Genomic DNA, 23,920 nt, shown 5'->3' with positions numbered 1-23,920 from the left:
CAAATGCCTCAGCAGAGTCTTTTAACGCAAAAGTAAAAGCATTAAGGAGCCAATTCAGAGGAGTAAGAGACATAAGCTTTTTCCTATTTAGATTACAGAAAATATATGCTTAATCTCCCCCCAACTTTTTGGATTGATCCTATTTTCCATCAATCAAATAATAGATTAGTTGCGTTTAAAAAGTTAGCCCTATGGTATAATTCAGTAGAAAAGTTTGAGGTGAAAACCTTCAATACCATCGCTAGGACTATTCAGAACAATTATGAATATATCCTAAATTATTTCGACAATAGAAGTACAAATGCCTCAGCAGAGTCTTTTAACGCAAAAGTAAAAGCATTAAGGAGCCAATTCAGAGGAGTAAGAGACATAAGCTTTTTCCTATTTAGATTACAGAAAATATATGCTTAATCTCCCCCCAACTTTTTGGATTGATCCTATTTTCCATCAATCAAATAATAGATTAGTTGCGTTTAAAAAGTTAGCCCTATGGTATAATTCAGTAGAAAAGTTTGAGGTGAAAACCTTCAATACCATCGCTAGGACTATTCAGAACAATTATGAATATATCCTAAATTATTTCGACAATAGAAGTACAAATGCCTCAGCAGAGTCTTTTAACGCAAAAGTAAAAGCATTAAGGAGCCAATTCAGAGGAGTAAGAGACATAAGCTTTTTCCTATTTAGATTACAGAAAATATATGCTTAAAGCAAGCATATAACCTTAGCATGGAACTTTCTAATATTTTCCATCAATCAAATAATAGATTAGTTGCGTTTAAAAAGTTAGCCCTATGGTATAATTCAGTAGAAAAGTTTGAGGTGAAAACCTTCAATACCATCGCTAGGACTATTCAGAACAATTATGAATATATCCTAAATTATTTCGACAATAGAAGTACAAATGCCTCAGCAGAGTCTTTTAACGCAAAAGTAAAAGCATTAAGGAGCCAATTCAGAGGAGTAAGAGACATAAGCTTTTTCCTATTTAGATTACAGAAAATATATGCTTAATCTCCCCCCAACTTTTTGGATTGATCCGTTATTTTCTTGATTTAGAAAAACCAATGGTGTATCTAAGTTGCTGCAAAAGAGGTATTTAGTGTATTCTGGGTATGACTGGCAGAAAGTAAAGAAAATTGTAGATTTTGGACAAGAGCAATGCCTTTGTCAAAATAGTATTGCTGGATTAAAGTATTAGTGCTTATGATTTCATAATCATGATTTTTAACTTAGATTATTTTAAGTGTTTAGATTGGGTGTGAATTAGAAATGTTAAACAAAAAAAAAGAGCCGTTTTACAACGACTCTTCTTTTGATATTTGAAACGCACGGTAGATTCTGTAAATTCCGTAAAGAATTAATACAACACCTAATATCCAAGCTATTTTTTCATCTAACGAAGTCAAAAACCATTTTTCTTTGATTACATAGCCACCCAATAATGAATATCCGATACCTATTATAACTTGAAGCCAGATTTTTGCTTTTCCGAATAAATCCTCCATTCGTATTAGTCTAGTTTGTATACCACTGGCATGTTGTAGAATACCCTAACGTTTTTACCGTTTTGGCGACCAGGATTCCATTTTGGCATAGACTTGATAACCCTGATAGCTTCTTCGTCACAACCAAAACCAATACCTTTCATTACTTCAACATTACCAATAGAACCATCTTTCTCAACAACGAACTTCACGAAAACTCTACCTGAAACGTTGGCTCTTTGAGCTGCAGCTGGGTATTTTATATTTTCGCCAAGGTATTTATACATGGCACTTTGTCCACCTGGGAATTCTGGATTTTGCTCAACCGCAGTAAAGATTTCCTCTTCCTTAGGTTTCTCAATCGCAACAATTTTGACTTCTTCAGGAGGAGGTGGTGGAATGAATGCATCTACTGCCTCAACACCTTCAACTGTTTTGTTCGAGATTACTGCTTTTTCCACTTCCTCTGCTGGTGGTGGTGGTTCTTCAACCAAAACCTCTTCATCTTTCTTAGGCTCTGGAGGTAAGAACTTAATTTGAGCCACCTCTGGTGGTGGTTCCACTGGTGGTGGCGGTGGTGGAGGTGGAATGTCAATCTTCTCCTCCGGTAACTCCTCTTTCAATTTGGATAAGTCTATTTCTACTTCTCTATCCTTTGCTTCTTGAAGCTTAGGAAGTATGTAGTTGTTGTAGGTATAAGCACCTCCAAACAACAGTACAAATATACTGGTTCCGTATATCAAAGCACGAGTCAAATAGCTTTTATAATTCTTCCTTAGATAGTAAGCTCCGTACTCTTTGTTACGGTTTTCGAATACTATATCATCTAAGGTTACATTTTCTGCTTTACTGCTCATATTTTTTTGAGATTAAAACCTTAGTGTTAATTACCTCCTTTCGGAGTTTTCATTTTCTCATTGTAAGCATCCTCTTCTTGTTTTTGAAGATCCACGATTGCGTACAATTTATTGCCTGTAATTTCCATCTCATCCAAAATGTCCACCGTGTTTTTGAAGGTAGCCTCTTTGGTTGGTTTAAGAATTACAGTAAATTTAGAACTGTCAAGAGCAGCCAACTTCTTTTTCATGATTTCTGCTCTAATTCCGTTCTCAGAATAGTCAGTTTCAATCAAATCAGCCGCTGTAACATCTGAGACCGCTTGTTGGTAGTAAAATATTCTGTCGTCTTTTCCCATAACTATTGATATGGTGTTAGACAATTTTATTTCACTGGTCTCTTGATCTTCAGGTTCCTCGTCGTTCTTTTCTGGCATGTTTAGCTTCATCATGTTTGGTTTGCTAAACGTGGTGGTAAACATAAAGAAGGTTATTAGAAGGAAGCCCAAGTCCACCATTGGTGTCATATCTGGCTTTCCAGAGTTCTTTTTCGACCTTACCTTACCACCCTTACCGGAGTCTTTTTCTTGTATTTCAGCCATTTCTTAAATTAAGGTTATGGTATTATTCTCCTTTGGTTACTAATCTAAACTTGTAAATTTTCGCTTTGCCCAACTCGTCAAATAGTACTTTAACTGCTGGATATTGCGTTTTCACGTCCCCTCTAATAGCAAGGTTGCCTGCTGGATTAGATTCTGCATAGGCTTTCACCCAATCAACGAGTTCAGTATTTACAGAGTCACAGGCAATACCTGGAACCTTAACTTTTTCTCTATCTGAGTTACTTAGATTAAGATAAGACTTCAAACCCTCTTTACCCACGCCAACTTCGGCTATTTTCGTAAAAGTGTTTTGTTCGTCTGCTGTAAGTCCTAGGTTCATTTTTGTATTTAATACATTAATGAATGCCCTTCTTTCAACTGGCTCGGTGATACCGAAGAAATATTTGCCTTCGTTTGTAACTGATATTGTTCCAATGTTTTTCTCCTCTACTATCAAATCAGACACAGAAGAAGGGGTTACAACTTTCACTGTTTCCTGACTTTTAAAAGTCGTGGTCATGATAAAGAAAGTCAACAATAAGAATGCTACGTCACACATTGCGGTCATGTCCATAGCCGGTCCGTGTCTTTTTGGTTTTACTTGTGCCATCTATTAAATGTTTTTAAGTTTTTAACAATAGGTTTCGATAAAATTAGTTATGAGACGAGAAGTTTTGTTGAAGGCTCATACCTATTTCGTCAATTTTATATGTCAAAGTATCAATAGAAGACGTGAAGTAGTTGTAAACCATGATAGCGATAGCTGAAGTACCGATACCAAGACCTGTATTGATAAGTGCTTCCGCGATACCTTTTGCAAGGGCAGCTGCATCTGGAGAGCCACCACCTGAACCAAGGGCGAAGAATGACTTAATCATACCAATTACCGTTCCTAACAGGGCTACCAAAGTTGATACAGAAGCCAAAGTAGAAAGGATAGTAAGGTTTTTCTCTAGCATAGGAAGTTCTAAAGAAGTAGCTTCTTCGATTTCTTTTTGAAGAGCTGCTAGTTTTTGCTCTTTGTTAAGGGCTGAATCAGATTGCAATTGAGCATATTTCTCAAGAGCAGTTTTGGTAACATTACCAACAGTTCCTTTTTGTTTTTCGCACTCTTTCATTGCATCAGCAATGTTGTTTTGATCTAATAAAGTTCTTACTTTTTTAACAAAAGCGTCTAAGTCTCCTGAACCGCCAGCTTTGCCCAAAGTGATGAATCTTTCGATTGAGAAAACCAACACTGTAAGCATGAATGTGATAAGGAAAGGTACGATAATACCACCAGAATAAATAATACCCAATGCGTTTTTCGGGTTGTGCATTGTCTCAGGATCCTCAAAGTTAGATGGTGAACCCAAAATTACATAGTAGATAGCAAAAGCTATCGCCATGAGTATTGGGATAACAATGATAGGATTAATACCTGAAGATTTTTTGGCTGGCTTTGCAGCTGGAGCTTTAGTCTTTTTTTCCATTTGATTAGAAAATTTTTAGGGTTTTTAAAAAATGATTAAACTTTTGTTTGTTAATCTTTAGTAATAAATTAAAGATTCAGAACACTTTTCCGCCTTGGAATTATAATTCTTTGGCAATTCTAATTAAAAACTCTTAAACATAAAATTTTTTTTTGGATTAATTTTCTAAAAACTATAAAATTAGTTATTCTAGATTTTTATTATTTTTATCAATTTGGCCTTTCTGATTGCATTGTTTGCTTATAATTAAATACTTATCAACATTAAATGTTTCGATATTAAATTTTCGCTTTTCGAATTTCTAAAGTCTCACTTTGATACAATTCAAGGTTTGTTGCTATCGACTTTTATCCGGTCGTTTCTGTTGGCCAATTCCCATGAGGTTGCAAATACCAACTGGGTTATTTTTGAATATTTGGTGAAAAGGATTTTTTCCACATCGTCCCCTGGTTTGTGGTAATCCTCATGGTCACCAGTAAAATAGAATATTACAGGTATTTGGTTTTTGGCGAAATTGTAATGGTCAGATCTATAATAGAACCTATTGGGGTCTTTTGGATCATTGAATTCATAGTCCAGTTCGAAATTGATGGTTTCTTTATTGGTGTTTTCCGAAATCGTATGCAATTCTGAGGATAGTTTATCGCTGCCAATGAGATAAACATAGTTTTGGTTGTTTTCGTGTTTTTTGTCAATTCTTCCAATCATGTCTATGTTAAGGTCGCATACGGTTTTGTCTAACGGAATTATTGGATTTATGTCGGTATAATATTTGGAGCCTAGTAAGCCTTTTTCTTCACCAGTTACCCAAAGGAATAAAATACTCCTTCGAGGGCCATTTCCTGCGGCTTTGGCCTTTGAGTAAGCTTCGGCAAGCTCTAATAGGGCACAAGTTCCGGAGCCATCGTCGTCTGCACCGTTGTAGATTCTCCCTTTATCATCTGTGCCAACGTGGTCATAATGTGCCGATATAATTAACACCTCATCTTTTTTGTCTGTTCCTTCCAAGTAACCCATAATATTGGCAGTTTCGATGGTATCTTCCCCTCTCTCTGATTTTATTTTTATAGTACTTTTTTTTGCCTTTAGTTTGCTTTCTGGATTAGCGATATGTGATTCTAACTTTTTCTGACTAATGCCAAGCATTTCTGAAGCCATGTTTTTGGAAATTATAAAAGTCGGAATGGCTGAGGTTACAGAAGGATTCTCAGGTTTAGATTTTTCGATGGCCAGTCTATTAAATCTTGATAACACAGCTTTTCTTTCGGCATTCAGAGTTTTAAATTGATCAGAATCAGCCAGTGAAATGACGAAAATATAGTCGGCCCCTAGGTCAGCAGCAATTTTTTGTTTTTTCTTCAAACCAGTGCTGCCCAGCCATTCAGAATTATCCGTGTTGCTGGAAATATATTTTCCGGCTTTGTTTTTTGATTCGTTTTCGATAAAAACGACGGCTTTGCCTTTCACTGTTTTGTTGGCATAATCATTTAGGGTCTCATTTTGAATTCCATAACCCACAAAAACCGTTTCGATTTCTTTTTCTACAGGAATGTTGATCATCCCGACCGGGAAATAATCGTTGAAGAACACTCTCTTTTTGCCATTGATGACCACGTAGGATTCTTTCCAGCCGTTTTTATATAGTTCAATCTTTTGCTGAAAACTAATGTTTCCATTTTTTTCTTTGACTATTGGCTCTATTCCCAAGGATTTTAAGTGGCTTACAATATATTCCGCAGCTTTTTTCTGACCTTCTGAACCCGTATCTCTACCTCCTAGTTCGTCTGAGGCTATATAAGTAAGGTGTTTTTTGAGGTCATTTTCATTAATTGTTTCTTGAAAAGTTTGTCGAGGTGATTGAGCCAAACACAGGGTGTTGGTCAAAAGAGCTAAATAAAATAGGGTGATTTTGTTCATTGATAAATTTGTTTCTAAAGGCAAAGAAACCAAAACATTTTGTTTTCTCAAGTAGTTTATTTTCTTAAATTTGCATTTTAATTTTCTCCCAAAAAAACTTCATGAAAGTCTCTCTTACTACTTCAGAAAAATTCGAAAAAAGACATCAAGGCAAAACATCAACAGAGTTAAAGTCCATGTGCAACGAAATAGGCGTTGAAAACCTAGAGCAATTGATTGATGAGACCGTGCCTGCTAACATCAGATTGCAAAAGGCTTTGGATTTGCCAGCGGCACTTTCTGAGACGCAATTGTTAGAAAAATTGAAGTTTTATGGATCAAAAAATAAAGTTTACAAGTCATTTATAGGTGGTGGATATTACGATACCGCGGTACCGAAGGTCATTTTAAGAAATATTTTAGAAAACCCGTCTTGGTACACCGCCTACACGCCATATCAGGCTGAAATAGCCCAGGGTAGATTAGAGATGCTTTTGAATTTCCAGACGATTGTGACGGATTTGACAGGGATGGAGATTTCTAACGCATCGCTTTTGGATGAAGCAACAGCGGCGGCTGAGGCGATGTCTATGTTTTTCAATATTAAGAAGGGTGCCAAGAGGAATTCAAACGACTTCTTTATATCTGACAGTTGTCATCCACAAGTTATTGATGTAATAACTGGTAGAGCCATTCCGATTGGAGTAAATATAATAGTTGGGAATCTCGAAACATTTGATTTTGAAAATTCAAACGTTTTTGGTGCTATTTTCCAGAACCCAAATACATTTGGTGAAATCACTGATTACACAGAAATTATTTCTCGTTTGCATGCTGTTGATATTAAAGTATGCGTTGGTGTTGATTTACTTTCTTTGACTTTGTTCAAAAATCCCGGCCAAATGGGTGCTGATGTGGTGATAGGAACTTCTCAGCGTTTAGGTGTTCCGATGGGTTATGGTGGTCCTCATGCTGCTTTTTTTGCTACAAAAGACGAATATAAGAGACAGATTCCAGGTAGAATCATTGGTAAATCGATAGATGCTGAAGGCAATTCGGCTTTGAGAATGGCTCTTCAAACTCGTGAGCAACATATCAGAAGAGAAAAAGCAACCTCTAATATTTGTACGGCACAGGTATTGCTTTCTGTAATGTCTGCGGCTTATTGTATTTATCACGGGCCAGATGGTTTGAAGGAAATAGCTCTTAAAATACATGGTTTGACAAAGTCTTTTGCCAATGCTGTTCAGGGATTGGATTACAGAGTATTGAATCAAAACTATTTCGATACCATTACTTTGGATGTTTTGGATAACAGCAAAATCCGTCAAATAGCTGAGTCAAGAGGCGTGAATTTTAGGTATCATGGTACAGAAGATATCAGTATTTCTTTTGACGAAACCAAAACTTTGGAAGATTTGGGTTTGTTACTCGAGATTTTTGCGGAAGCAAGAGGGGAAAGTTTGGTAATGAACTTGAAGCATGATGTGGAAATAGCTATTCCGGCAAATCTGGGGAGGGAAGATGATTACATGAAGCATCCTGTGTTTAACTCATATCATACCGAACACGAGATGTTGCGTTACTTGAAATCTTTAGAAAGCAAAGACCTTTCGTTGGTACATTCTATGATTTCTTTGGGAAGTTGTACCATGAAACTAAACGCTACTTCTGAAATGATAGCCGTCACTTGGCCGGAGTTCGGCAATATTCACCCATTTGCTCCTGTGGATCAAACGCAAGGTTATCAAATGATGTTCGAAGAGCTGTGTGATTGGCTTTCAGAAGTCACTGGCTTTGCTAAAGTTTCACTTCAACCGAATTCTGGTGCTCAAGGCGAGTTAGCCGGTTTGATGGTGATTAGGGCTTTTCATGAGCAAAACAACCACGGAGCTAGAAATATAGCCTTGATACCCTCTTCAGCACATGGAACCAATCCTGCATCAGCTGTAATGGCAGGCATGAAAGTGGTAGTAGTGAAATGTGATGAAAAAGGCAATATAGATGTAGAAGATTTGAAGCTGAAAGCCGCCGAGCATGCCGAAGATTTGGCTTGTTTGATGGTGACTTATCCTTCTACACATGGTGTGTTTGAGGAGACTATCATAGAAATATGTGAAATCATTCACAGCTATGGCGGTAAGGTATATATGGACGGAGCCAATATGAACGCCCAAGTTGGTTTAACCTCACCTGGTAAAATTGGTGCCGACGTTTGTCACCTGAATTTGCATAAAACTTTTGCGATTCCTCACGGTGGTGGTGGCCCTGGAGTTGGTCCAATAGGGGTAACGGCTGAATTGGCAGCATTTTTACCAGGAAATGCGGTTATGAAAACTGGAGGAGAGAAAGCCATCAACGGTATTTCGGCCGCTCCATGGGGCAGTGCAAGCGTGCTACCTATTTCATATGCTTACATTTCTATGATGGGCCCAGATGGTTTAACAAATGCAACGAAATATGCCATTTTGAATGCCAACTATATAAAATCAAGATTGGAAAAACACTTTGATATTCTTTACACAGGCTCTAATGGACATTGTGCCCATGAGATGATCGTAGAATGTCGTCCATTTAAATTGTCTGCTCAGGTAGAAGTGGAAGACATAGCCAAGCGTTTAATGGATTATGGTTTCCATGCTCCAACGGTTTCGTTTCCTGTAGCCGGTACTTTGATGATTGAGCCAACAGAGTCAGAGTCTCAAGCAGAACTTGATAAGTTTTGTGATGCTTTGATAGCCATCAGAGAAGAAATTGCCGAGATAGAGTCTGGAATTTATCCTGCTGACAACAACGTGTTGGTGAATGCACCGCATACACAGCGAGTGGTGATGGCAGAAAATTGGGATAAGTCGTATAGCAGAGAAAAAGCTGCCTTCCCGAACGAAAAATTGAAATTCAATAAATTCTGGCCATCGGTAAGCAGAATTGACTCTGCCTATGGCGATAGAAATTTGGTTTGTGCATGTGAGCCAATCGAAGCCTATGCTTAAACTTTCAGAAAGAGATACTGTATTAGAAATGAACAAATTAGGGCAGTTAAGTTGCCCTTTTTTGTTTATAATCGGTTTTGACAAAACTGAAAATATTGTTCTACCTTTAGATGAAATTTCTCCCGAAGAAATTAAATATGCATTCAAGGATGATTTTTCAACCTACCAGAACTTTTTTGATGAAGAATTAGAAAGTGAACTTGAGATTTCTTCTGAACTTATCCCATTTGAACTGTATAAGACGTCTTTTGATTTTGTTAAAAGTAATTTGGAATTGGGCAATAGTTTTTTGACTAACCTGACGGTTTCTAATAAAATCAAAGTAAATATTCCTTTCGAAAAAATCATTAATTTTACCAAAGCCAAATATAAACTTTGGCTTAAAGACGAATTTGTCTGTTTTTCACCTGAATCGTTTGTTTCAGTTGATTCGGTGGGGAAAATTTCCTCATTTCCTATGAAGGGAACAATAGATGCCAGTTTGGAAAATGCGGAAGAGGAGATATTGAATGATCCAAAAGAGAAATATGAGCATACAACAATTGTGGATTTGATAAGAAACGATTTGAGCAAAATTTGCGAAAGAGTATGGGTGGAGCGGTTTAGGTATATCGATAAAATTCGTAGGAATAGCGGTGAAGAACTTTTACAGGTAAGTTCTGAGGTTTGCGGACAGCTGCCCCATGACTGGAGAAATAACATTGGTGATTGGTTTTTTGAACTTTTGCCGGCCGGGTCCATCTCGGGAGCCCCAAAAGAAAAAACCTTGGAAATTATTAAGGAAGCAGAGAGAGATTTGCACCAAGATGACCAAAGGAAGTATTACACGGGTGTTTTTGGTTTGTTTGATGGTGAAATATTGACATCAGCGGTGATGATTCGTTTTATTGAAAAAAGTATGGACGGATTGGTCTACAAAAGCGGTGGAGGGCTTACGAGTAGGAGTGATGCCAGAAAAGAATACGAAGAACTAAATCAAAAAATATATGTACCAATTTTTTGAAAGTATAAAGTTGCTGGACGGTAAACTATATTTGCTTGATTTGCATTCTGAAAGGCTGAATCGCACCCGAAAAGCTTTTTTTGAAAACTTAAAGGATATAGACTTAGAGAAGGAGTTGATGATTCCTTGTGAAAAAAAGGAGGGTTTGTATAAAGTTAAAGTGGTGTATTCTAAATACTTGGAAAGTGTTGTTTTTGACGATTATACCATCAAGGAACACCGAAATATTCGCCTTTTGGAAAAGCCTGATATTCAATATGATTTTAAGTTTTTAGATAGGAAAAATCTTACGGAAGATTTCAGTTCCGATGCTGATTTTGATGATATAATATTTCTAAAAAATGGCGTCCTCACGGATGCTACTTACAGTAATCTGACTTTTTTTGATGGAAAAACCTGGTTTACTCCTAAAAGTTGTTTGTTAGCTGGTGTAAAGCGGAAATTCTTGTTAGAATCGGGAATTATTACGGAGAAAAGTATAGTTAAAGAAGACATTAAGGACTTTCAGAAAATTGCGTTCATCAATGCCATGCGAGATTTCGAGAAAATGTATACATTTGTTCAGAAGGACGATTTTCTTCTTTTAAATCCCTGCGAATGAAAAACGTAATTTATGCACTCTTTTTCTTAGCTTTTTTGTCTTCTTGTCAAAAGAAAAATCACCCAGTTATAACCATGCCGACTGAAAAATATAGGCTTTTAAATACCAGTTCGGAAGATTTGGCCGAACTAAAAAAGCAATGGGGAAAGTCAAAAATTGAATTAGAAATCGATTTCAAGACTGGAGATTTCAAAGGTTTTTATAAGAAAACAGCCTTTTCTGGTCAATATGACATTCAGAAAGTCACCTCAGGGTTGGTGAAAGGCTTTAATTATAAAGTAGAGCTGGCCTATTTGACCAAAGACGGCTCAGAAAATGCTAAACTTGACGAATTCGTTGAGAAACTTGCCAAATGTGAACGAATTTTTGTAACACCTGATAAACTAATTGATAGTCAGTTTGTTACGGCAGAGTTCAAGTCGGCTGAAGAAGGTGACAAATTGATGTTTGTTTTGATGAAATAATTCGACTATTTCCCTTTAATGAATTTCTCCAAACTCCCCATTGCCGTTTTCTGAACTTTGGATTTGAAAAAGGTTGTCCAGCCTAACAGAAGCCCAGTCAGCCCAAAAGCTTGCCTTGCCCATTTGTAAAAATCAAAACTGTCAGTGTGTTGGCTTATTTTTCCATCTTCTATTTTGAAAAAAGCTTGTATGTCATTTATTACTAATCTGCCAGTTTTTGAAAAAGTGTATTTGGCTATCCATCTGGCGTTTACATAGTCATCATCGCTGCCCAGAATCTCGAACTTCAATTCTAAATCCTTACCGTTTTTGATGAGCATTTCCCACATTTGGCCAGCTTCAGTACCGTTAAGGTTGGTGAACACTTCATCGTTGAAAATAGCATCAGACCTGTAACTTTCTTGCATGGTTTTGTAATCTTTGGCCTTGAAAGCCTTGTAGAAATTGGTAATTAGCTGGCTATTTTCTATCATTATTTTGAGATTTTTCATAAAATTATTGGAAGTAAGTCGATAAAAAAAATGTTAATGATTTATTAATTTTCGTTGAAGACATTAGTGCGTTTTTATATTGCGTTATGGTTTACTTAAAAAACTATATGCGAAACATCTTTACCCTACTTTTTATATTCATTTCAACTGGATTATCTGCTCAACAAGATTTTCGTAAAACCTATTTTCCGCTTATCAACAAAGCCGAACTTCATCTTGTAAAAGAGGAATATGTGGAGGCTAGTCAGGCTTATTTTTCGGCATTCAGTCTTACCAAAACACCTCTTTTGCGTGACCTGTACAACGCCACGGTCTGTAAATTATACCAAAATGACTTCGAAGGTGCCAAATTGTATCTTTTTAAAATGGCTCAACGTGGCGTTAAGCCCGAGACTCTCGAACAAAGAGAGATTTTCGAGGTCGGATATAACACAGAAGGCTGGAAAAATTTTAAAGCCAGTTATGAGCAGTTTTTTGAGCCCAAAGAACTGAATGATTTCCTCAAATATCACTTTTCTAACCTTGAAATTCTCAGAAATATGATTTTTGAGTTTGGTGCTGAGAGTTTTGTCAACTTGCCTAACGGGGCAAACCCTCCTACGCATGCCATTAAACGGAAAGATTTTAATGCTTATTATTCGAATGAAACCACACCAGAGCAAAGAGCCAAGATATTGAAATACACCATGGAAGAAGTGGAAGTAGAAACCAAGGAATCTCAAGCTACTAAGGATGAAATTTATAACGAGGCCAAAGAAATTTTGTTACTAATTATGGATAATCCAATGGCTTTAAACGAAGGAAACAGCCAGTTAGAAACTTTTCATACACACGACCATGATTTGTTTTCGTTTCTAAGTTTTTTTAAATTCAACAGAGACAGAAGAGGTCGCAGGGATGAAGGTGTGACGGAATTTATGAACGAGTCAGAACAGAGATATTTTGACGAAAAACTTCAAGAGGCTGTTTATCAGGGATTTTTGAGTCCTCAAGTGGCTATTTCTCAATCGTCTGAAAGAGAAATTCCAGAAAAGATAAAGGTAACATCATTTACACTCACTATAGAAAATAGCTCCGAATGCGGAAAAGAATTTGATGATATCGAGAATATTAGGTTCTTGAAAAAGAACGTTTTGACCTCAGATGAACAAAAAGAATACAAGAAGATTAAAGATAAATACGGTCTGGAGAGTTTGGATGATAGATTCAAAAAAGAGGTATTTGGAATAGATAAAAACAAATATTTTATACTCAATACTCGGTCTTCAGTGGAATCATCAGTAGTACCCAACTGCGAAGTTGCACAAAAAATGTTAGCCGGTGCCACCATAATCCAAGACTAAACCCTATGAAATATCTCTTTATTCTCCTCACCATACTTTTAACCTCTCCACTTTTCGCCCAAGTAGACTTTAGAAAAGATTATTATCCAGCCATTAATCGGGCTGAAATGGCCATTACGAAGGATGATTATCAAACTGCTTTTTCAGAATATCAAACTGCTTTTTCGGCAGTAAAAACGCCTTTGGCCAGAGATATTTTTAATGCCGTGGCTTGTAAATTTCTTCTGAATGACTTCGAAGGTGCAAAACCTTTGCTCATGAAATTGGCTAAGAAAGGAATTTCGGCTGAGGTTTTGGAGAAGAAGGAGGTGTTTTTACTGGACAATATAAAAAGTCAATGGAATAGTTTTAAGTTTCTTTATGAGCAAATTCAAAGCATGCAGCAAGAGCGTGTATCAAATGATCTAACTGAGAAAATTAAGATTTTTGATACTACTTACGAAGCTCTCAAAGGAAATACAGTTGTCTTTACTTTAGACGAAAATGGTAGAGAAAGACAAATAAAGTCAAGGGATTATGAAATAAATAAAACTAAAATCGTCATACCAAAAGAGGAAAATGAATTCAATAATTTAATGAACAGAGCTACTAGTAATGAGCTTTTTACAAAGGCTCAAAATACACTAGTCGATTATGTAATTTCTGACGGCTTTGTGAGCGAAGATAACATGTTTGTTGATGATAGAGATTTTCTGAGAAATTATTTTGGATGGACAATCGAGAAATATAGAATGCGGATGGATTTTAAGCTAAATGGGGCATATTCTAGGGATATAAATCCTTTTTCAATTATTCCAGATAGTAGGAGGAAATTATTTGATTCCAGTTTGGTGGAGTCGGTGAAACAAGGTAAAATACATCGTGATCTTGCTTTAAAGTATCTTTTCGGATATCGAGCCAATAATAAATTGCTTTTTACAAAAATTAATATTGAGAATATTGAAAACTGCTCACTTGATTTGAAAGAAAAGAGTTATTCCTTGTTTTATTATAAGAAGGCTGGTCAGAATTTAGATGCTGAAAGTCAAAAAACGCTTAAAGAGCTGGTTCTTGGTGATAATAACTTATTATTTGAAAAAGCCAAATACAAAGTTTTGAAAAATAACTATTTCGCTATGAGTTCAGATGCTCAAATGGAAGAAACTACAGTACCCAATTGTGATATTGCTAAACAAATGATTGAAAAAGCAAATATAATTGAAGACTGAAACTTACACCTCTACCCCAGCCGCAAACGGGCTACGGGTTTGCCATTCAGACTCTATATCTCTGTACATTTTTCTCAGGAATAGCTGAAAACTCCAACTATAAATGTGCTTTTTGAAGTAAACATAATTATAATTTGGGGTAGGTTTAGCTCCCAAACTGGCCTTGGCTACATGAGCCGTTCTGCCCAATTCCAAAGATTTTTGTCTATCCATAATGGCCTTTTCTAAACCAAATTGAAGAATGTTGAAGTATAAATTGTACTTCTTGTTGCATTCATAGTTTAGGCCGATATAATGAATTTCCATCTGCTGATATTCATTATAAATGTGTGTGGTAAAGGCCAAAAGCTCTTCATTTTTGAAAAAGCCATAAATCTTGAGTCTTTCACCCAAAACTTCTTTGAGATTTATAAAATAGGCTTCGTTAATGGTTGTAAGTTTGAAATCCTGCGTGCTATATACTTGATTATAAAGCTCAAACATTTGCTTCCGGGAATCCAAAAGTTCATTTGAGCTTAACTCTCTTTTCTCTAATTCAGCTCCTGATTCTTGTATTTTCTGGAAACGTTTTCTGTATTTTTTGTCCAAATCCTCCACATAATCGCCAATAGTCAACCAATCAGAATTAAGGGTCATCTCCATCGATACGTCCTGTTTTATTGGGGTGAATTTGCCTTCACTGGCCAATGGAGAGTTACATTCTTTGATAAGGATGCCCGCAAAACCAATCTCTTTTTCTAAATCCTCTATGTAACTTATGAATTCTTCAAAGACCGTTTCCTTGGTCAATCCATTGTTGAAAAAATAACCTTCTTGGTTTGGTCTGAAAATGTTGCCGCAGACTAGGAAGTCCAGACCGCAACTTACATGAGTAATAGACTTTATGACACATTCTAATCTTTGAAAATTCTTGAGCGAGTAACCAATGTTATTGATGGGTACGTTTACTTTTTGCAAATATATATTTCCCGAGAAAATGCCATTTTTGAAAACCTTTATATAATTTCCCTGAATGCTCGTGTTTCGCTCAAGAAAATGAAGGTTTTGGCTCAAAAGGTGGTGATAGGTTGGTAAAAGTGAGTCCCAACTTTCTTGAATTTCGGAAAGTGTACGGTGATGAGTAAAGGTAAATGCTGTGTTTTTTGATTTTCTTTTGAATATGTCGAACATTCAGAAATCGTTTGGTTACGGATAAATACGAAAACAGTCTTGAAAAAGTTCCAAAGCCTTATTCTGAGAAACACACAAAAAAACTTTTTTGTTATTTAAAAATCTTTCATAGTTTTGCATCATCAATTCATTCTTCACTGATACAGTAGCTGAATGATTGATTTATAAAGACGAGCGGAGAGAATAGGCTCTATGAAACTCGGGCAACCTGCCGATACCCATCGAAAAGGTGCCAATACCTACCTAAGCGGCTCAAAGTGGCCTTTAGGACTTATAAACCAATCAAGCGATTTTTCAAATTCCTGTTGGTTTTACGCTATCTCCGAAAATCGGAGCTGGAATTGCTTTCGAGCAATGCTTTGTTAAACTTTTTTAATTTTTTACAAACATGTCTGATTTAAGATTTGAAACGCTGCAGCTACATGCAGGACAAGAGATTGACCCTACTACGCAATCAAGAGCGGTGCCGATTTACCAAACTACGGCCTACCAGTTCAAAAACTCTGAACATGGAGCCAACCTTTTTGCTTTGAAAGAATTTGGGAATATCTACACCCGAATCATGAACCCTACCAACGATGTTTTTGAGAAACGCTTGGCTGCTTTGGAAGGTGGAGTAGCGGCTTTGGCCATCAGTTCCGGCCATGCGGCACAGTTTATTGCCATTAACAATGTAACTACTGTTGGTGATAACTTCGTGACCAGTTCGTTTTTATATGGCGGTACTTTCAACCAGTTCAAGAATTCTTTCAAGAACATCGGTGTGGAGGCAAGATTTGCCAAAGGTAATGATTTGGCAAGTTTTGAAGCCCTAATAGACGAAAAAACCAAGTTGCTATATGTAGAAACCATCGGAAATCCGGGTCTGAATATTCCTGATTTTGAAGGTTTTGTGGCTTTGGCTAAGAAATACGATCTACCACTATTTGTAGATAATACTTTTGGGGCAGGTGGTGCTATTTGTCAGCCACTTAAGCACGGAGCCCACGTTATAGTAGAGTCGGCCACCAAATGGATTGGCGGGCATGGAACAACCATGGGCGGAGTAATAGTTGACGGCGGTACATTCAACTGGGGAAATGGCAAATATCCACAATTTACCGCTCCATCGCCAAGCTATGGAGGTTTGGTGCTGAATGACGTTTTTGGCATAGGTGGACCATTCGGAAATATTCAGTTTATCATCCGTTGTAGGGTAGAAGGCCTTAGAGACTGGGGTCCTTCACAGTCGCCATTTAATTCATTTTTGCTTCTGCAAGGGCTAGAAACCCTGACTTTGAGAGTGGAAAGAACTTGTGAAAACGCTTTGGCATTGGCAAAATGGCTAGATGCACATGAAGAAGTGGAGTCTGTAACTTATCCTGGATTGGAAAGTCATTCTTCGCATGAGTTGGCCAAAAAATATCTTACGAGAGGTTTCGGTGGTGTTTTGTCATTCAAACTTAAGGGCGGAAGAGACAGAGCGGAGAAATTCGTGAATAGCCTGAAACTTATTTCACACTTGGCCAATGTGGGCGATGCCAAAACCTTAATCATACATCCAGCATCTACCACGCATTCGCAATTGTCAGAAGCTGAACAATTGACCGCAGGTGTTGACCCGAATTTATTAAGAATATCACTCGGAATTGAGCATATTGAAGATATCAAGGGCGATATTACCGCTGCTCTTAATTGCTGAATTTAAGTAGAATCCCCATTAATTGGGGATTCATTTCATAATATTTGTATTGAATTTTTGCTAAAAATGGTCAAAAATCATTTGTTTAAGTTTGAGGCTCCTTTTCATTTAGAAAGCGGAGAATGGTTGCCGGAATTAGAACTTGCCTACACCACTTATGGAGAATTAAATGCCGATAAGTCAAACGTGGTTTGGGTTTGTCACGCATTTACAGGTAATGCCAATCCGTCAGACTGGTGGAGTGGACTGATAGGGGAGAAACGATTATTTAATCCGAAAGACTATTTTGTGATTTGTGTCAATGTTTTGGGGTCACATTATGGTTCTACCAATGCTTTGAGCACCAACCCGCTTACTGGACAGCAATATTTTCATGACTTTCCATTTGTGAGCATTCGTGATGTAGTGAATTCCTTGATATTACTTCGTAAACATTTAGAAATAAATTCAATAGCCTATTTATTGGGTGGTTCGTTGGGAGGTCAGCAAGCCGTAGAATGGTCTTTAATAGAACCCGAGGTTATTCAAAAACAAATACTTTTTTCTACTAATGCCATACATTCTCCTTGGGGAATTGCCTTCAACGAAAGCCAAAGAATGGCGATAGCCAATGATCCTACATGGGAATCCAGCACGCCTGAAGCTGGTATGGAGGGGATGAAAGTCGCTCGGGCGATTGCATTGCTTTCATATAGAAACTACGAAACTTATAACCGCACCCAATCAAGGGATGCCGGTCAGGTAGATTTTTTTAGAGCCAATACTTACCAAAATTATCAGGGTGAGAAGCTTTTGAAGCGATTCAACGCCTATTCTTACTGGACACTTTCTAAAATGTTTGACTCACACGATGTGGGTAGAAATAGAGGGGGAGTGCAAAAAGCCTTAGAAACCGTTTTGGCCAAAACTTTGGTGATCGGTATTACTTCTGATATTTTATTCCCACCTGTTGAGCAAGAGAGAATCGCCCAGTTTATTCCAAAGGCCAAATATGTAGAAATTGATTCTACCTACGGGCACGATGGTTTCTTGATAGAATTTGAGGCTATGACCAATGCGATTGTGGATTGGGAGAAGGAGATTTGAGTTTTTTGTAACACGGATCTAGGGGATGAGACCGCATCGGCTGCCCGGACGGATTTATTGGTCTCAAAGATTTTAAAACTATACACTTTATTGCGTTTCGCTTTAGCTTCTAAAAACGTTTTGCCACAAATGCACGAATATTTTCGAATGATTTTTTTATTTGTACATTCGTGGCAATTCAATTATACGAATGAAGACGGACTTTCAGTCCGAAACTAAACTACAGACTTCGAGTCCAAAGTGATTAATCTGCTGTTTCTACTTTAAAATGAAAAATCCGTGTCCCATCTGTGTTAATCTGTGTTCCATTAAAATTACAACCCTCCCTCAGCTCGCTTTTTAGCATTTCTGGTTTTCCAAGCAAACCATTTTTCTCCTAAAAATTTATTCAGGAATTCATCTAGATGAGTCATGATTCCGACTTGCCAAAAACCTAATAATCTATCACCTATATGAGGACTTAGGGAGCGTATTGCAAAGCCCAATCCTGCTGTATTGTACTCAATATGGTGCCACCAACCAGCAGGCATAAAAATAGTATCTCCTGGCCCAATGGTACAATCTATGCCTTTTACTTCTCTCAAAGCCGGGTATTTTTCAAAATCAGGGTTGTTTACATCAATGGAAGTATGTGTTGAAAACGGATATTGATACAATTTTTGAGAATATTTCGGGTCAAAAAGGACAACTCTTTTGTATCCAGCTAGTTCCGTTAGGAAAACACAGCTATTGTCCATGTCTCTATGGATTCGGGTAATAGCTCCTTGACCGCCAAAAAATGCTAAAGGCAAGAAAGTCAGGACTTTGTCTGCAATGTTTGGGAATTTGAAATGCTCATGAAGTTCTTTCTTATGCTTAAAAACATTGAAAAGAAACAGCCTTTTGGTGGTGGGCTTTTCCTGAATGAGTTCCAAATAATCACCAAATTTCATCGTTTTTGGTGCTTTTTTATAGGATCTATCATCCTTTCTTTCCTCCGATTCGTCATCAAAAACACCTACATCAATATGACCTAATTCTTTCGAGAAATAATCGAAGGTCCAATCATAAACTTTGGCATCTTTTCCGTACAAATGTTTGATTATAACTGGACGCTGAGGAATCATGTAGTATTTCTGAAAATCCTCTCTGGAGATATTTTCAACCACGTCAATGTGATTGTTTAAATCTAACGAAATTGATTGTTTGGCTACCATTTTATTAGAATTTTTTGATGAATTTATAACAAAAACCCAACGCCAAAGTGTTCCCTAAATTGTGAATATTATTAAAATTTCTTTTTAAATATTCCTCGAATAATCTCCGCTTCACCTTGGTGATATTGACCTTCTGACAATAATACATTTTTATCTTCTAAGGCTTCTATTTCGCATTTTTCGAAATCTTCCCGAAGCATATTTTCATCAAAAAGCATTTCTAATAATTTTAGTCCACCAGAAGGTTTGCCCAGATGATTGTTGTTGAAACCCTCAATTATTATTACACCTTCGGGTTTTAATATATCCAAAAGTTTGAAATGAACTTTCCTGCGGATTTTTTCTGGAAAATGAGCGAATATCAGGGCAATGGTATCAAAACTTTATGCTGATGCTTGATATTCCAATACATCACAAATATCATATTGAAAATGCACCCCGTTTTTGGATGCCAAGGCTTCAGCTTTCTTTTTGCCTGAATCACTAAAATCGCAAGCGAAAGTGTCCCAATGATTCAATGCAGCAAAAACGGCATTTCTGCCTTCACCCTAGCAAGGAAAGAGTATTTTTCCTTCTGGAAGTTGAAGCAGTTGTTCTTTTTAAAAATCATTGGGTTTTTCTCCGTAGACGTATTCGGTCTCGGCTTATCTCTCGTTCCAAAATTCTTTCATGAATATACTGTAAAAACAAAATGCCCTAAAATTAGAGCATCTTGTCATGATAAAGCTATTTATCTAAATTTTAACACACTGTTTGGGCTTGATAAAAATTCACATCGAGCCATGAACCGCCGTTGTGACAGTCAATTCCTTGGGCTTTTAGGTAGGCAGTTGCTTGTCCGCTGCGTCCACCAGAGGCACAACAAAGAATCAAGGGCATTTTTAGTGCTTTTATTTCAGCCAATTTTGATGGTATTTCGTTCAAAGGAATGTTTATAGATCCTGCCACTTTTCCGCCCATAAATTCACCCGGAGTTCTTACGTCCACAATTGTTCCTTCGTTGTTTTTGATTAATTCTTCTAAGTTCATATTTTTATTTGTTTTAATTTCTGATACAAAGTTCAGGGTAAACAAATAATGAAAAGGTGACGTATGTTACATTCTGAATTAATTCTTCCTTTCAATTTCTCGAAGGTTCTCCAATTTCTTGTTTTTCAAGAAGCCATTGATATCCTCAAAGTGCTCTCTGACGCGTTTGTTGCCAAATTCAAAAACTTTCTCTGCCAAGCCGTCTAAAAAATCTCTGTCGTGAGAAATTAGAATGATGGTTCCTTCAAAGGCTTTCAAAGCTTCTTTTAGAATATCTTTTGTTCGTAAATCTAAGTGGTTGGTAGGCTCATCTAATATCAAAAGATTGACAGGTTGGAGCAAGAGTTTGATCATGGCCAATCTGGTTTTTTCGCCTCCAGAAAGCATTTTTACTTTTTTGTTCAAATCGTCACCTCGGAATAAAAACGCACCCAAAAGGTCTTTGATTTTGGTACGGATATCTCCAACGGCAATTTGTTCTACTGTGTCAAAAATCGATAATTCCTCATCTAAAAGTGATGCTTGATTTTGTGCAAAATAGCCGATAAAGCCATTGTGGCCTACTTTTAGGTCACCTTCAAAGTCTATTTCGCCCATGATGGCTTTCACCATGGTAGATTTTCCCTCACCGTTTTTTCCTACAAAAGCCACTTTCTGGCCACGTTCAATGGTAATGCTGGCATCCTTAAAAACCAAATGGTCTCCATAGCTTTTACTTACTTGGTCGGCTATAACCGGATAGTTGCCCGATCTTGGTGCGGCAGGGAATTTTATACTTATGGCTGAGTTATCCACTTCGTCCACTTCCACTATTTCTACTTTTTCCAGCATTTTCACCCTAGACTGCACTTGAAGTGTTTTCGAGTAAGTACCCTTAAACCTATCGATGAACTCTTGCGTTTCGGCAATCATCTTGGCTTGGTCATTGAACTGCTTCTGTTGCTGCTCCATACGTTCTTTTCGGAGTTGCAGATAGTGGGTATAGTTCACTTTGTAGTCATAGATGCGGCCCATAGTTACCTCTATCGTACGGTTAGTGATGTTGTCCACAAACGCCCTGTCATGCGAAATCACGATTACGGCCTTGGAACTATTGATTAGAAACTCCTCTAGCCATTGCACCGACTCAATATCAAGGTGGTTGGTGGGCTCATCCAAAAGTATCAAATCTGGATTTTTAAGCAGGATTTTGGCCAATTCTATTCGCATTCTCCAGCCACCGCTAAATTCGCTGGTCGGTCTTGTGAAATCTTCTCTTTCAAAGCCTAGGCCTTTTAATATTTTTTCTATTTCGGCATCGTAGTTTATTTCTTCTAAAGAGTAGTATTTTTCGCTCAGGTCAGACACTTGCGTGATAATATCCATGTAAGCGTCTGATTCATAATCTGTTCTGGTTTCGAGTTGGTGGTTGAGCTCGTCTATTTCGGCTTTCATTTTTAAAATAGTATCAAAAGCCTTGGCTGTTTCTTCAAAAACAGTGGAGTTGTCCTCCGTTAGCAAATGCTGTGGTAGATAAGCAATAACGGCATCGCCAGGGGCAGATATTTTGCCTCGGGTAGGTTTGTCGACACCCGCAATAATCTTCAAAAGAGTCGATTTCCCTGCTCCGTTTTTGCCCATAAGGGCTATTCTATCTTTCTCATTGATATTAAATGTTATATCCGAAAAAAGAGTTGTACCACTAAATTCTACCGCTACGCTATCTACAGAAATCATGCTTTTTGATTTGTTAAAAATAAAGCCGCAAATGTAGCTAAAATTACGAATTGACTAAGAAAATGTGACGTATAAAACTTTTTTGAAGGTTTTGAGAAAATATGCTTGAGTCGTGTCCTGAAAGTAGTTGCAACGACTTTTGGAATTTCAACGTATTGAATGTTTTATAGTAGTAAGATTATAGTTTCTGAGATTGTGGATTAACCTAAACTTTGAATAAAATCGATTGGTGGGGGACATGTTCCCCATTTTTTTTAACCATGTCAGCGTTTTGAGATTTTGTTGTGCGTAATACTTCTTTGGAGCGTGCATTTAAATCTGGTCGTCTCAGTTTCTCTGAGTTTTAGGTGTTTGGTAGTGCGACCTTTCATACGTTTACGCCACATTTCGAAGCTTTTACGCTTCATGTGTGTTCGCATAAAAGCAATCACGTCTTTTTCTTTCAGCCCAAACTGTTCCTCGATGGCTTCGAAAGGCGTGCGGTCTTCCCATGCCATTTGTATGATTCTGTCTTGAATTTCTGGGTCCAAATAATTTATCTTTTTGCTTCTAACTTCAATTGACAGTCATTTGTTTTATATGAATGACTCATAAATAACAAGTTTAATTTGATAACAAACTATTACACAAAAGTCACAAAGAATCCACAAAAGACACAAAGTTTGATTGCTTAGTAAAGAAGATTTGAAAATAGAATTTTAAGATATTTAGCCATAATTCAATCTTTTTCTTCATCTTCTACATGCAAGATGTGCAAGAGTCTGTGAATTATTGGGGCAAAAAATACGGCTGTGATACTTAAAAATGCCACACCACTATATAAAGCGTAGAAAGATGAAAACCATTTGGCGGCATCGTTGGTCATGTCTGATACTGGACCCATACCGGTAAGTATCATAGAGGCCATGTAGAAGCTGTCGAGCCATGAAATATGGTCGAAATAATGATAGCCTAGGGTGCCTATTCCCATTGAAAAAGAAATTAGTATAATGGCGAAAAAGCCATATTTGCCCATCCTTTTTGCAAAATGACTCATGGAGGCTACTTTTTGCTTTTTATTCTCAAGCTTCATTTTCTTTGACTTTTATTTTATCGCCTATCTTGATTTTTCCGGTTTCTATAACTCTGCAAGTGATGCCACCGTGGCCTCGCATGGCATTAAAACCTCCCATGCCTAAGTTTTCTTCCATTCTGCTGCACGGAAAACAGAAACCCGTCATTTCTAATACGGCAGAGCCGATGCTAAACTTTCGGCCTTTTAATGCGTTCAGATTGATGCCTTTTACCACAATATTTCTTCGGGTAAGATTGGGGTCAATGTTTTCTTTGCCCAAAAAAGAAGCCGCTGCCGCCAAATGTTCGTGTTGAATAAGCGTGACTTGCCTTTTGTTTGTTGGGCTATTTTTGGTGGCTCTGTCGCCTTCTAGGCCAGTTTCGGTTACGTTTACTTCTGAAACTTCCTTGATGGCTTTTCGAGAGGCTGGTCTGAGGCCTATCCACATTACTTTACCCACCTGGCTAAAGTTTTCAAAAAGACTCAAGAACGGTTTTTCTTCTGCTGTTATCATGATGAGGTTATTTTATTTTTCGTTGTTTTTTGGAACACGGATGACACGGATTTTAAAGATTTTCACAGATTTTGTTTT

Annotated in this window: 27 protein-coding genes and 1 riboswitch; of the genes, 11 read left to right on the top strand and 16 right to left on the bottom strand. The window is 37.3% G+C overall.

Annotated features, from left to right (window positions below; translation table 11 throughout):
• The first annotated feature begins 105 nt into the window (after positions 1-105).
• Genes EGI31_RS10945 through EGI31_RS10935 form a run of 3 tightly spaced genes read left to right on the top strand, consistent with a single transcriptional unit; the run spans position 106 to position 1,014 of the window.
• Positions 106-411: a transposase gene (locus EGI31_RS10945; RefSeq protein ID WP_255037272.1), complete on the top strand. Its 306-nt coding sequence runs from the start codon at positions 106-108 to the stop codon at positions 409-411.
• Positions 404-709, top strand: coding sequence for a transposase (locus EGI31_RS10940; RefSeq protein WP_255037272.1), 306 nt, complete (start codon positions 404-406; stop codon positions 707-709). The genes EGI31_RS10945 and EGI31_RS10940 overlap by 8 nt, the downstream gene beginning before the upstream one ends.
• 20 nt (positions 710-729) lie before the next feature.
• The gene (locus EGI31_RS10935; RefSeq protein ID WP_255037271.1) at positions 730-1,014 is read left to right on the top strand and encodes a transposase; all 285 of its coding nucleotides are present in this window, start codon (positions 730-732) and stop codon (positions 1,012-1,014) included.
• A gap of 284 nt (positions 1,015-1,298) precedes the next feature.
• On the opposite strand, the gene EGI31_RS10930 is transcribed toward EGI31_RS10935, so the two are convergent.
• The 6 genes from EGI31_RS10930 to EGI31_RS10905 form a co-directional block, all read right to left on the bottom strand.
• Positions 1,299-1,508 carry a hypothetical protein gene (locus tag EGI31_RS10930; RefSeq protein ID WP_255037270.1) on the bottom strand — a complete coding sequence of 70 codons (210 nt, stop codon included), beginning with the start codon at positions 1,506-1,508 and terminating at the stop codon, positions 1,299-1,301.
• A 5-nt stretch (positions 1,509-1,513) separates the two neighbouring features.
• On the bottom strand, positions 1,514-2,344 hold the full coding sequence (locus EGI31_RS10925; RefSeq protein WP_255037269.1) for an energy transducer TonB: 831 nt from the start codon (positions 2,342-2,344) through the stop codon (positions 1,514-1,516).
• Positions 2,345-2,370: 26 nt separating this feature from the next.
• Entirely contained in the window at positions 2,371-2,925 is a 555-nt protein-coding gene (locus tag EGI31_RS10920; RefSeq protein WP_255037268.1) for an ExbD/TolR family protein, read from the bottom strand.
• 22 nt (positions 2,926-2,947) lie between these two features.
• Entirely contained in the window at positions 2,948-3,535 is a 588-nt protein-coding gene (locus EGI31_RS10915) for an ExbD/TolR family protein (protein ID WP_255037267.1), read from the bottom strand.
• Positions 3,536-3,578: 43 nt separating this feature from the next.
• Positions 3,579-4,397 (bottom strand): MotA/TolQ/ExbB proton channel family protein, encoded by an 819-nt coding sequence (locus tag EGI31_RS10910; RefSeq protein ID WP_255037266.1) that lies wholly within the window; start codon positions 4,395-4,397, stop codon positions 3,579-3,581.
• A gap of 324 nt (positions 4,398-4,721) precedes the next feature.
• Positions 4,722-6,314, bottom strand: coding sequence for a M28 family peptidase (locus EGI31_RS10905; RefSeq protein ID WP_255037265.1), 1,593 nt, complete (start codon positions 6,312-6,314; stop codon positions 4,722-4,724).
• A gap of 101 nt (positions 6,315-6,415) precedes the next feature.
• Between EGI31_RS10905 and gcvP the strand changes: the two genes are divergently transcribed.
• Genes gcvP through EGI31_RS10885 form a run of 4 tightly spaced genes read left to right on the top strand, consistent with a single transcriptional unit; the run spans position 6,416 to position 11,354 of the window.
• Complete coding sequence (gene gcvP, locus EGI31_RS10900; protein ID WP_255037264.1) at positions 6,416-9,286, top strand: aminomethyl-transferring glycine dehydrogenase; 2,871 nt, start codon at positions 6,416-6,418, stop codon at positions 9,284-9,286.
• On the top strand, positions 9,234-10,289 hold the full coding sequence (locus EGI31_RS10895) for an aminodeoxychorismate synthase component I (RefSeq protein WP_255037263.1): 1,056 nt from the start codon (positions 9,234-9,236) through the stop codon (positions 10,287-10,289). The genes gcvP and EGI31_RS10895 overlap by 53 nt, the downstream gene beginning before the upstream one ends.
• A complete protein-coding gene (locus EGI31_RS10890; protein WP_255037262.1) occupies positions 10,273-10,890 on the top strand; it encodes an aminotransferase class IV in 618 nt (205 codons plus the stop codon). Before EGI31_RS10895 ends, EGI31_RS10890 begins: the two co-directional genes overlap by 17 nt.
• Positions 10,887-11,354: a hypothetical protein gene (locus EGI31_RS10885; protein WP_255037261.1), complete on the top strand. Its 468-nt coding sequence runs from the start codon at positions 10,887-10,889 to the stop codon at positions 11,352-11,354. The genes EGI31_RS10890 and EGI31_RS10885 overlap by 4 nt, the downstream gene beginning before the upstream one ends.
• 5 nt (positions 11,355-11,359) lie before the next feature.
• Here the strand turns inward: EGI31_RS10885 and EGI31_RS10880 are convergent, their stop codons facing one another.
• Positions 11,360-11,845: a nuclear transport factor 2 family protein gene (locus EGI31_RS10880; RefSeq protein ID WP_255037260.1), complete on the bottom strand. Its 486-nt coding sequence runs from the start codon at positions 11,843-11,845 to the stop codon at positions 11,360-11,362.
• A 107-nt stretch (positions 11,846-11,952) separates the two neighbouring features.
• Between EGI31_RS10880 and EGI31_RS10875 the strand changes: the two genes are divergently transcribed.
• Together EGI31_RS10875 and EGI31_RS10870 are read left to right on the top strand one after the other, a co-directional pair.
• Positions 11,953-13,188, top strand: coding sequence for a hypothetical protein (locus EGI31_RS10875; protein ID WP_255037259.1), 1,236 nt, complete (start codon positions 11,953-11,955; stop codon positions 13,186-13,188).
• Positions 13,189-13,193: 5 nt separating this feature from the next.
• Positions 13,194-14,396 carry a hypothetical protein gene (locus tag EGI31_RS10870; RefSeq protein ID WP_255037258.1) on the top strand — a complete coding sequence of 401 codons (1,203 nt, stop codon included), beginning with the start codon at positions 13,194-13,196 and terminating at the stop codon, positions 14,394-14,396.
• 3 nt (positions 14,397-14,399) lie between these two features.
• Here EGI31_RS10870 and EGI31_RS10865 read toward each other — a convergent pair whose 3' ends face one another.
• The gene (locus EGI31_RS10865; RefSeq protein ID WP_255037257.1) at positions 14,400-15,566 is read right to left on the bottom strand and encodes a hypothetical protein; all 1,167 of its coding nucleotides are present in this window, start codon (positions 15,564-15,566) and stop codon (positions 14,400-14,402) included.
• A 159-nt stretch (positions 15,567-15,725) separates the two neighbouring features.
• Positions 15,726-15,846, top strand: a riboswitch (SAM riboswitch).
• Positions 15,847-15,954: 108 nt separating this feature from the next.
• Here EGI31_RS10865 and EGI31_RS10860 point away from each other — a divergent pair.
• Complete coding sequence (locus tag EGI31_RS10860) at positions 15,955-17,247, top strand: O-acetylhomoserine aminocarboxypropyltransferase/cysteine synthase family protein (RefSeq protein ID WP_255037256.1); 1,293 nt, start codon at positions 15,955-15,957, stop codon at positions 17,245-17,247.
• Positions 17,248-17,313: 66 nt separating this feature from the next.
• On the top strand, positions 17,314-18,333 hold the full coding sequence (locus EGI31_RS10855) for a homoserine O-acetyltransferase family protein (RefSeq protein ID WP_255037255.1): 1,020 nt from the start codon (positions 17,314-17,316) through the stop codon (positions 18,331-18,333).
• Between the two features lie 314 nt (positions 18,334-18,647).
• On the opposite strand, the gene EGI31_RS10850 is transcribed toward EGI31_RS10855, so the two are convergent.
• The 8 genes from EGI31_RS10850 to EGI31_RS10815 all read right to left on the bottom strand — a co-directional run bounded on the left by EGI31_RS10850 (position 18,648) and on the right by EGI31_RS10815 (position 23,842).
• Entirely contained in the window at positions 18,648-19,529 is an 882-nt protein-coding gene (locus tag EGI31_RS10850) for a cupin-like domain-containing protein (RefSeq protein ID WP_255037254.1), read from the bottom strand.
• Positions 19,530-19,600: 71 nt separating this feature from the next.
• The gene (locus EGI31_RS10845; RefSeq protein ID WP_255037253.1) at positions 19,601-19,840 is read right to left on the bottom strand and encodes a hypothetical protein; all 240 of its coding nucleotides are present in this window, start codon (positions 19,838-19,840) and stop codon (positions 19,601-19,603) included.
• 72 nt (positions 19,841-19,912) lie between these two features.
• Positions 19,913-20,047 (bottom strand): hypothetical protein, encoded by a 135-nt coding sequence (locus EGI31_RS10840; RefSeq protein ID WP_255037252.1) that lies wholly within the window; start codon positions 20,045-20,047, stop codon positions 19,913-19,915.
• 223 nt (positions 20,048-20,270) lie between these two features.
• A complete protein-coding gene (locus tag EGI31_RS10835; RefSeq protein WP_255037251.1) occupies positions 20,271-20,558 on the bottom strand; it encodes a rhodanese-like domain-containing protein in 288 nt (95 codons plus the stop codon).
• A 78-nt stretch (positions 20,559-20,636) separates the two neighbouring features.
• Complete coding sequence (locus EGI31_RS10830) at positions 20,637-22,274, bottom strand: ABC-F family ATP-binding cassette domain-containing protein (RefSeq protein WP_255037250.1); 1,638 nt, start codon at positions 22,272-22,274, stop codon at positions 20,637-20,639.
• 263 nt (positions 22,275-22,537) lie between these two features.
• The gene (locus EGI31_RS10825; RefSeq protein WP_262925373.1) at positions 22,538-22,804 is read right to left on the bottom strand and encodes a TIGR03643 family protein; all 267 of its coding nucleotides are present in this window, start codon (positions 22,802-22,804) and stop codon (positions 22,538-22,540) included.
• A 188-nt stretch (positions 22,805-22,992) separates the two neighbouring features.
• On the bottom strand, positions 22,993-23,346 hold the full coding sequence (locus EGI31_RS10820; protein WP_255037249.1) for a hypothetical protein: 354 nt from the start codon (positions 23,344-23,346) through the stop codon (positions 22,993-22,995).
• Positions 23,336-23,842, bottom strand: a complete 507-nt coding sequence (locus EGI31_RS10815) for an MOSC domain-containing protein (RefSeq protein WP_255037248.1) — start codon at positions 23,840-23,842, stop codon at positions 23,336-23,338. Before EGI31_RS10815 ends, EGI31_RS10820 begins: the two co-directional genes overlap by 11 nt.
• Positions 23,843-23,920 lie beyond the last annotated feature (78 nt).

The sequence above is a fragment of the Lacihabitans soyangensis genome, from assembly GCF_024343775.1.
GTDB classification, from domain to species: Bacteria; Bacteroidota; Bacteroidia; order Cytophagales; family Spirosomataceae; genus Leadbetterella; species Leadbetterella soyangensis.
Note: the sequence above shows the minus strand (reverse complement) of the source record. Positions and strands in the feature narration are given on the sequence as shown.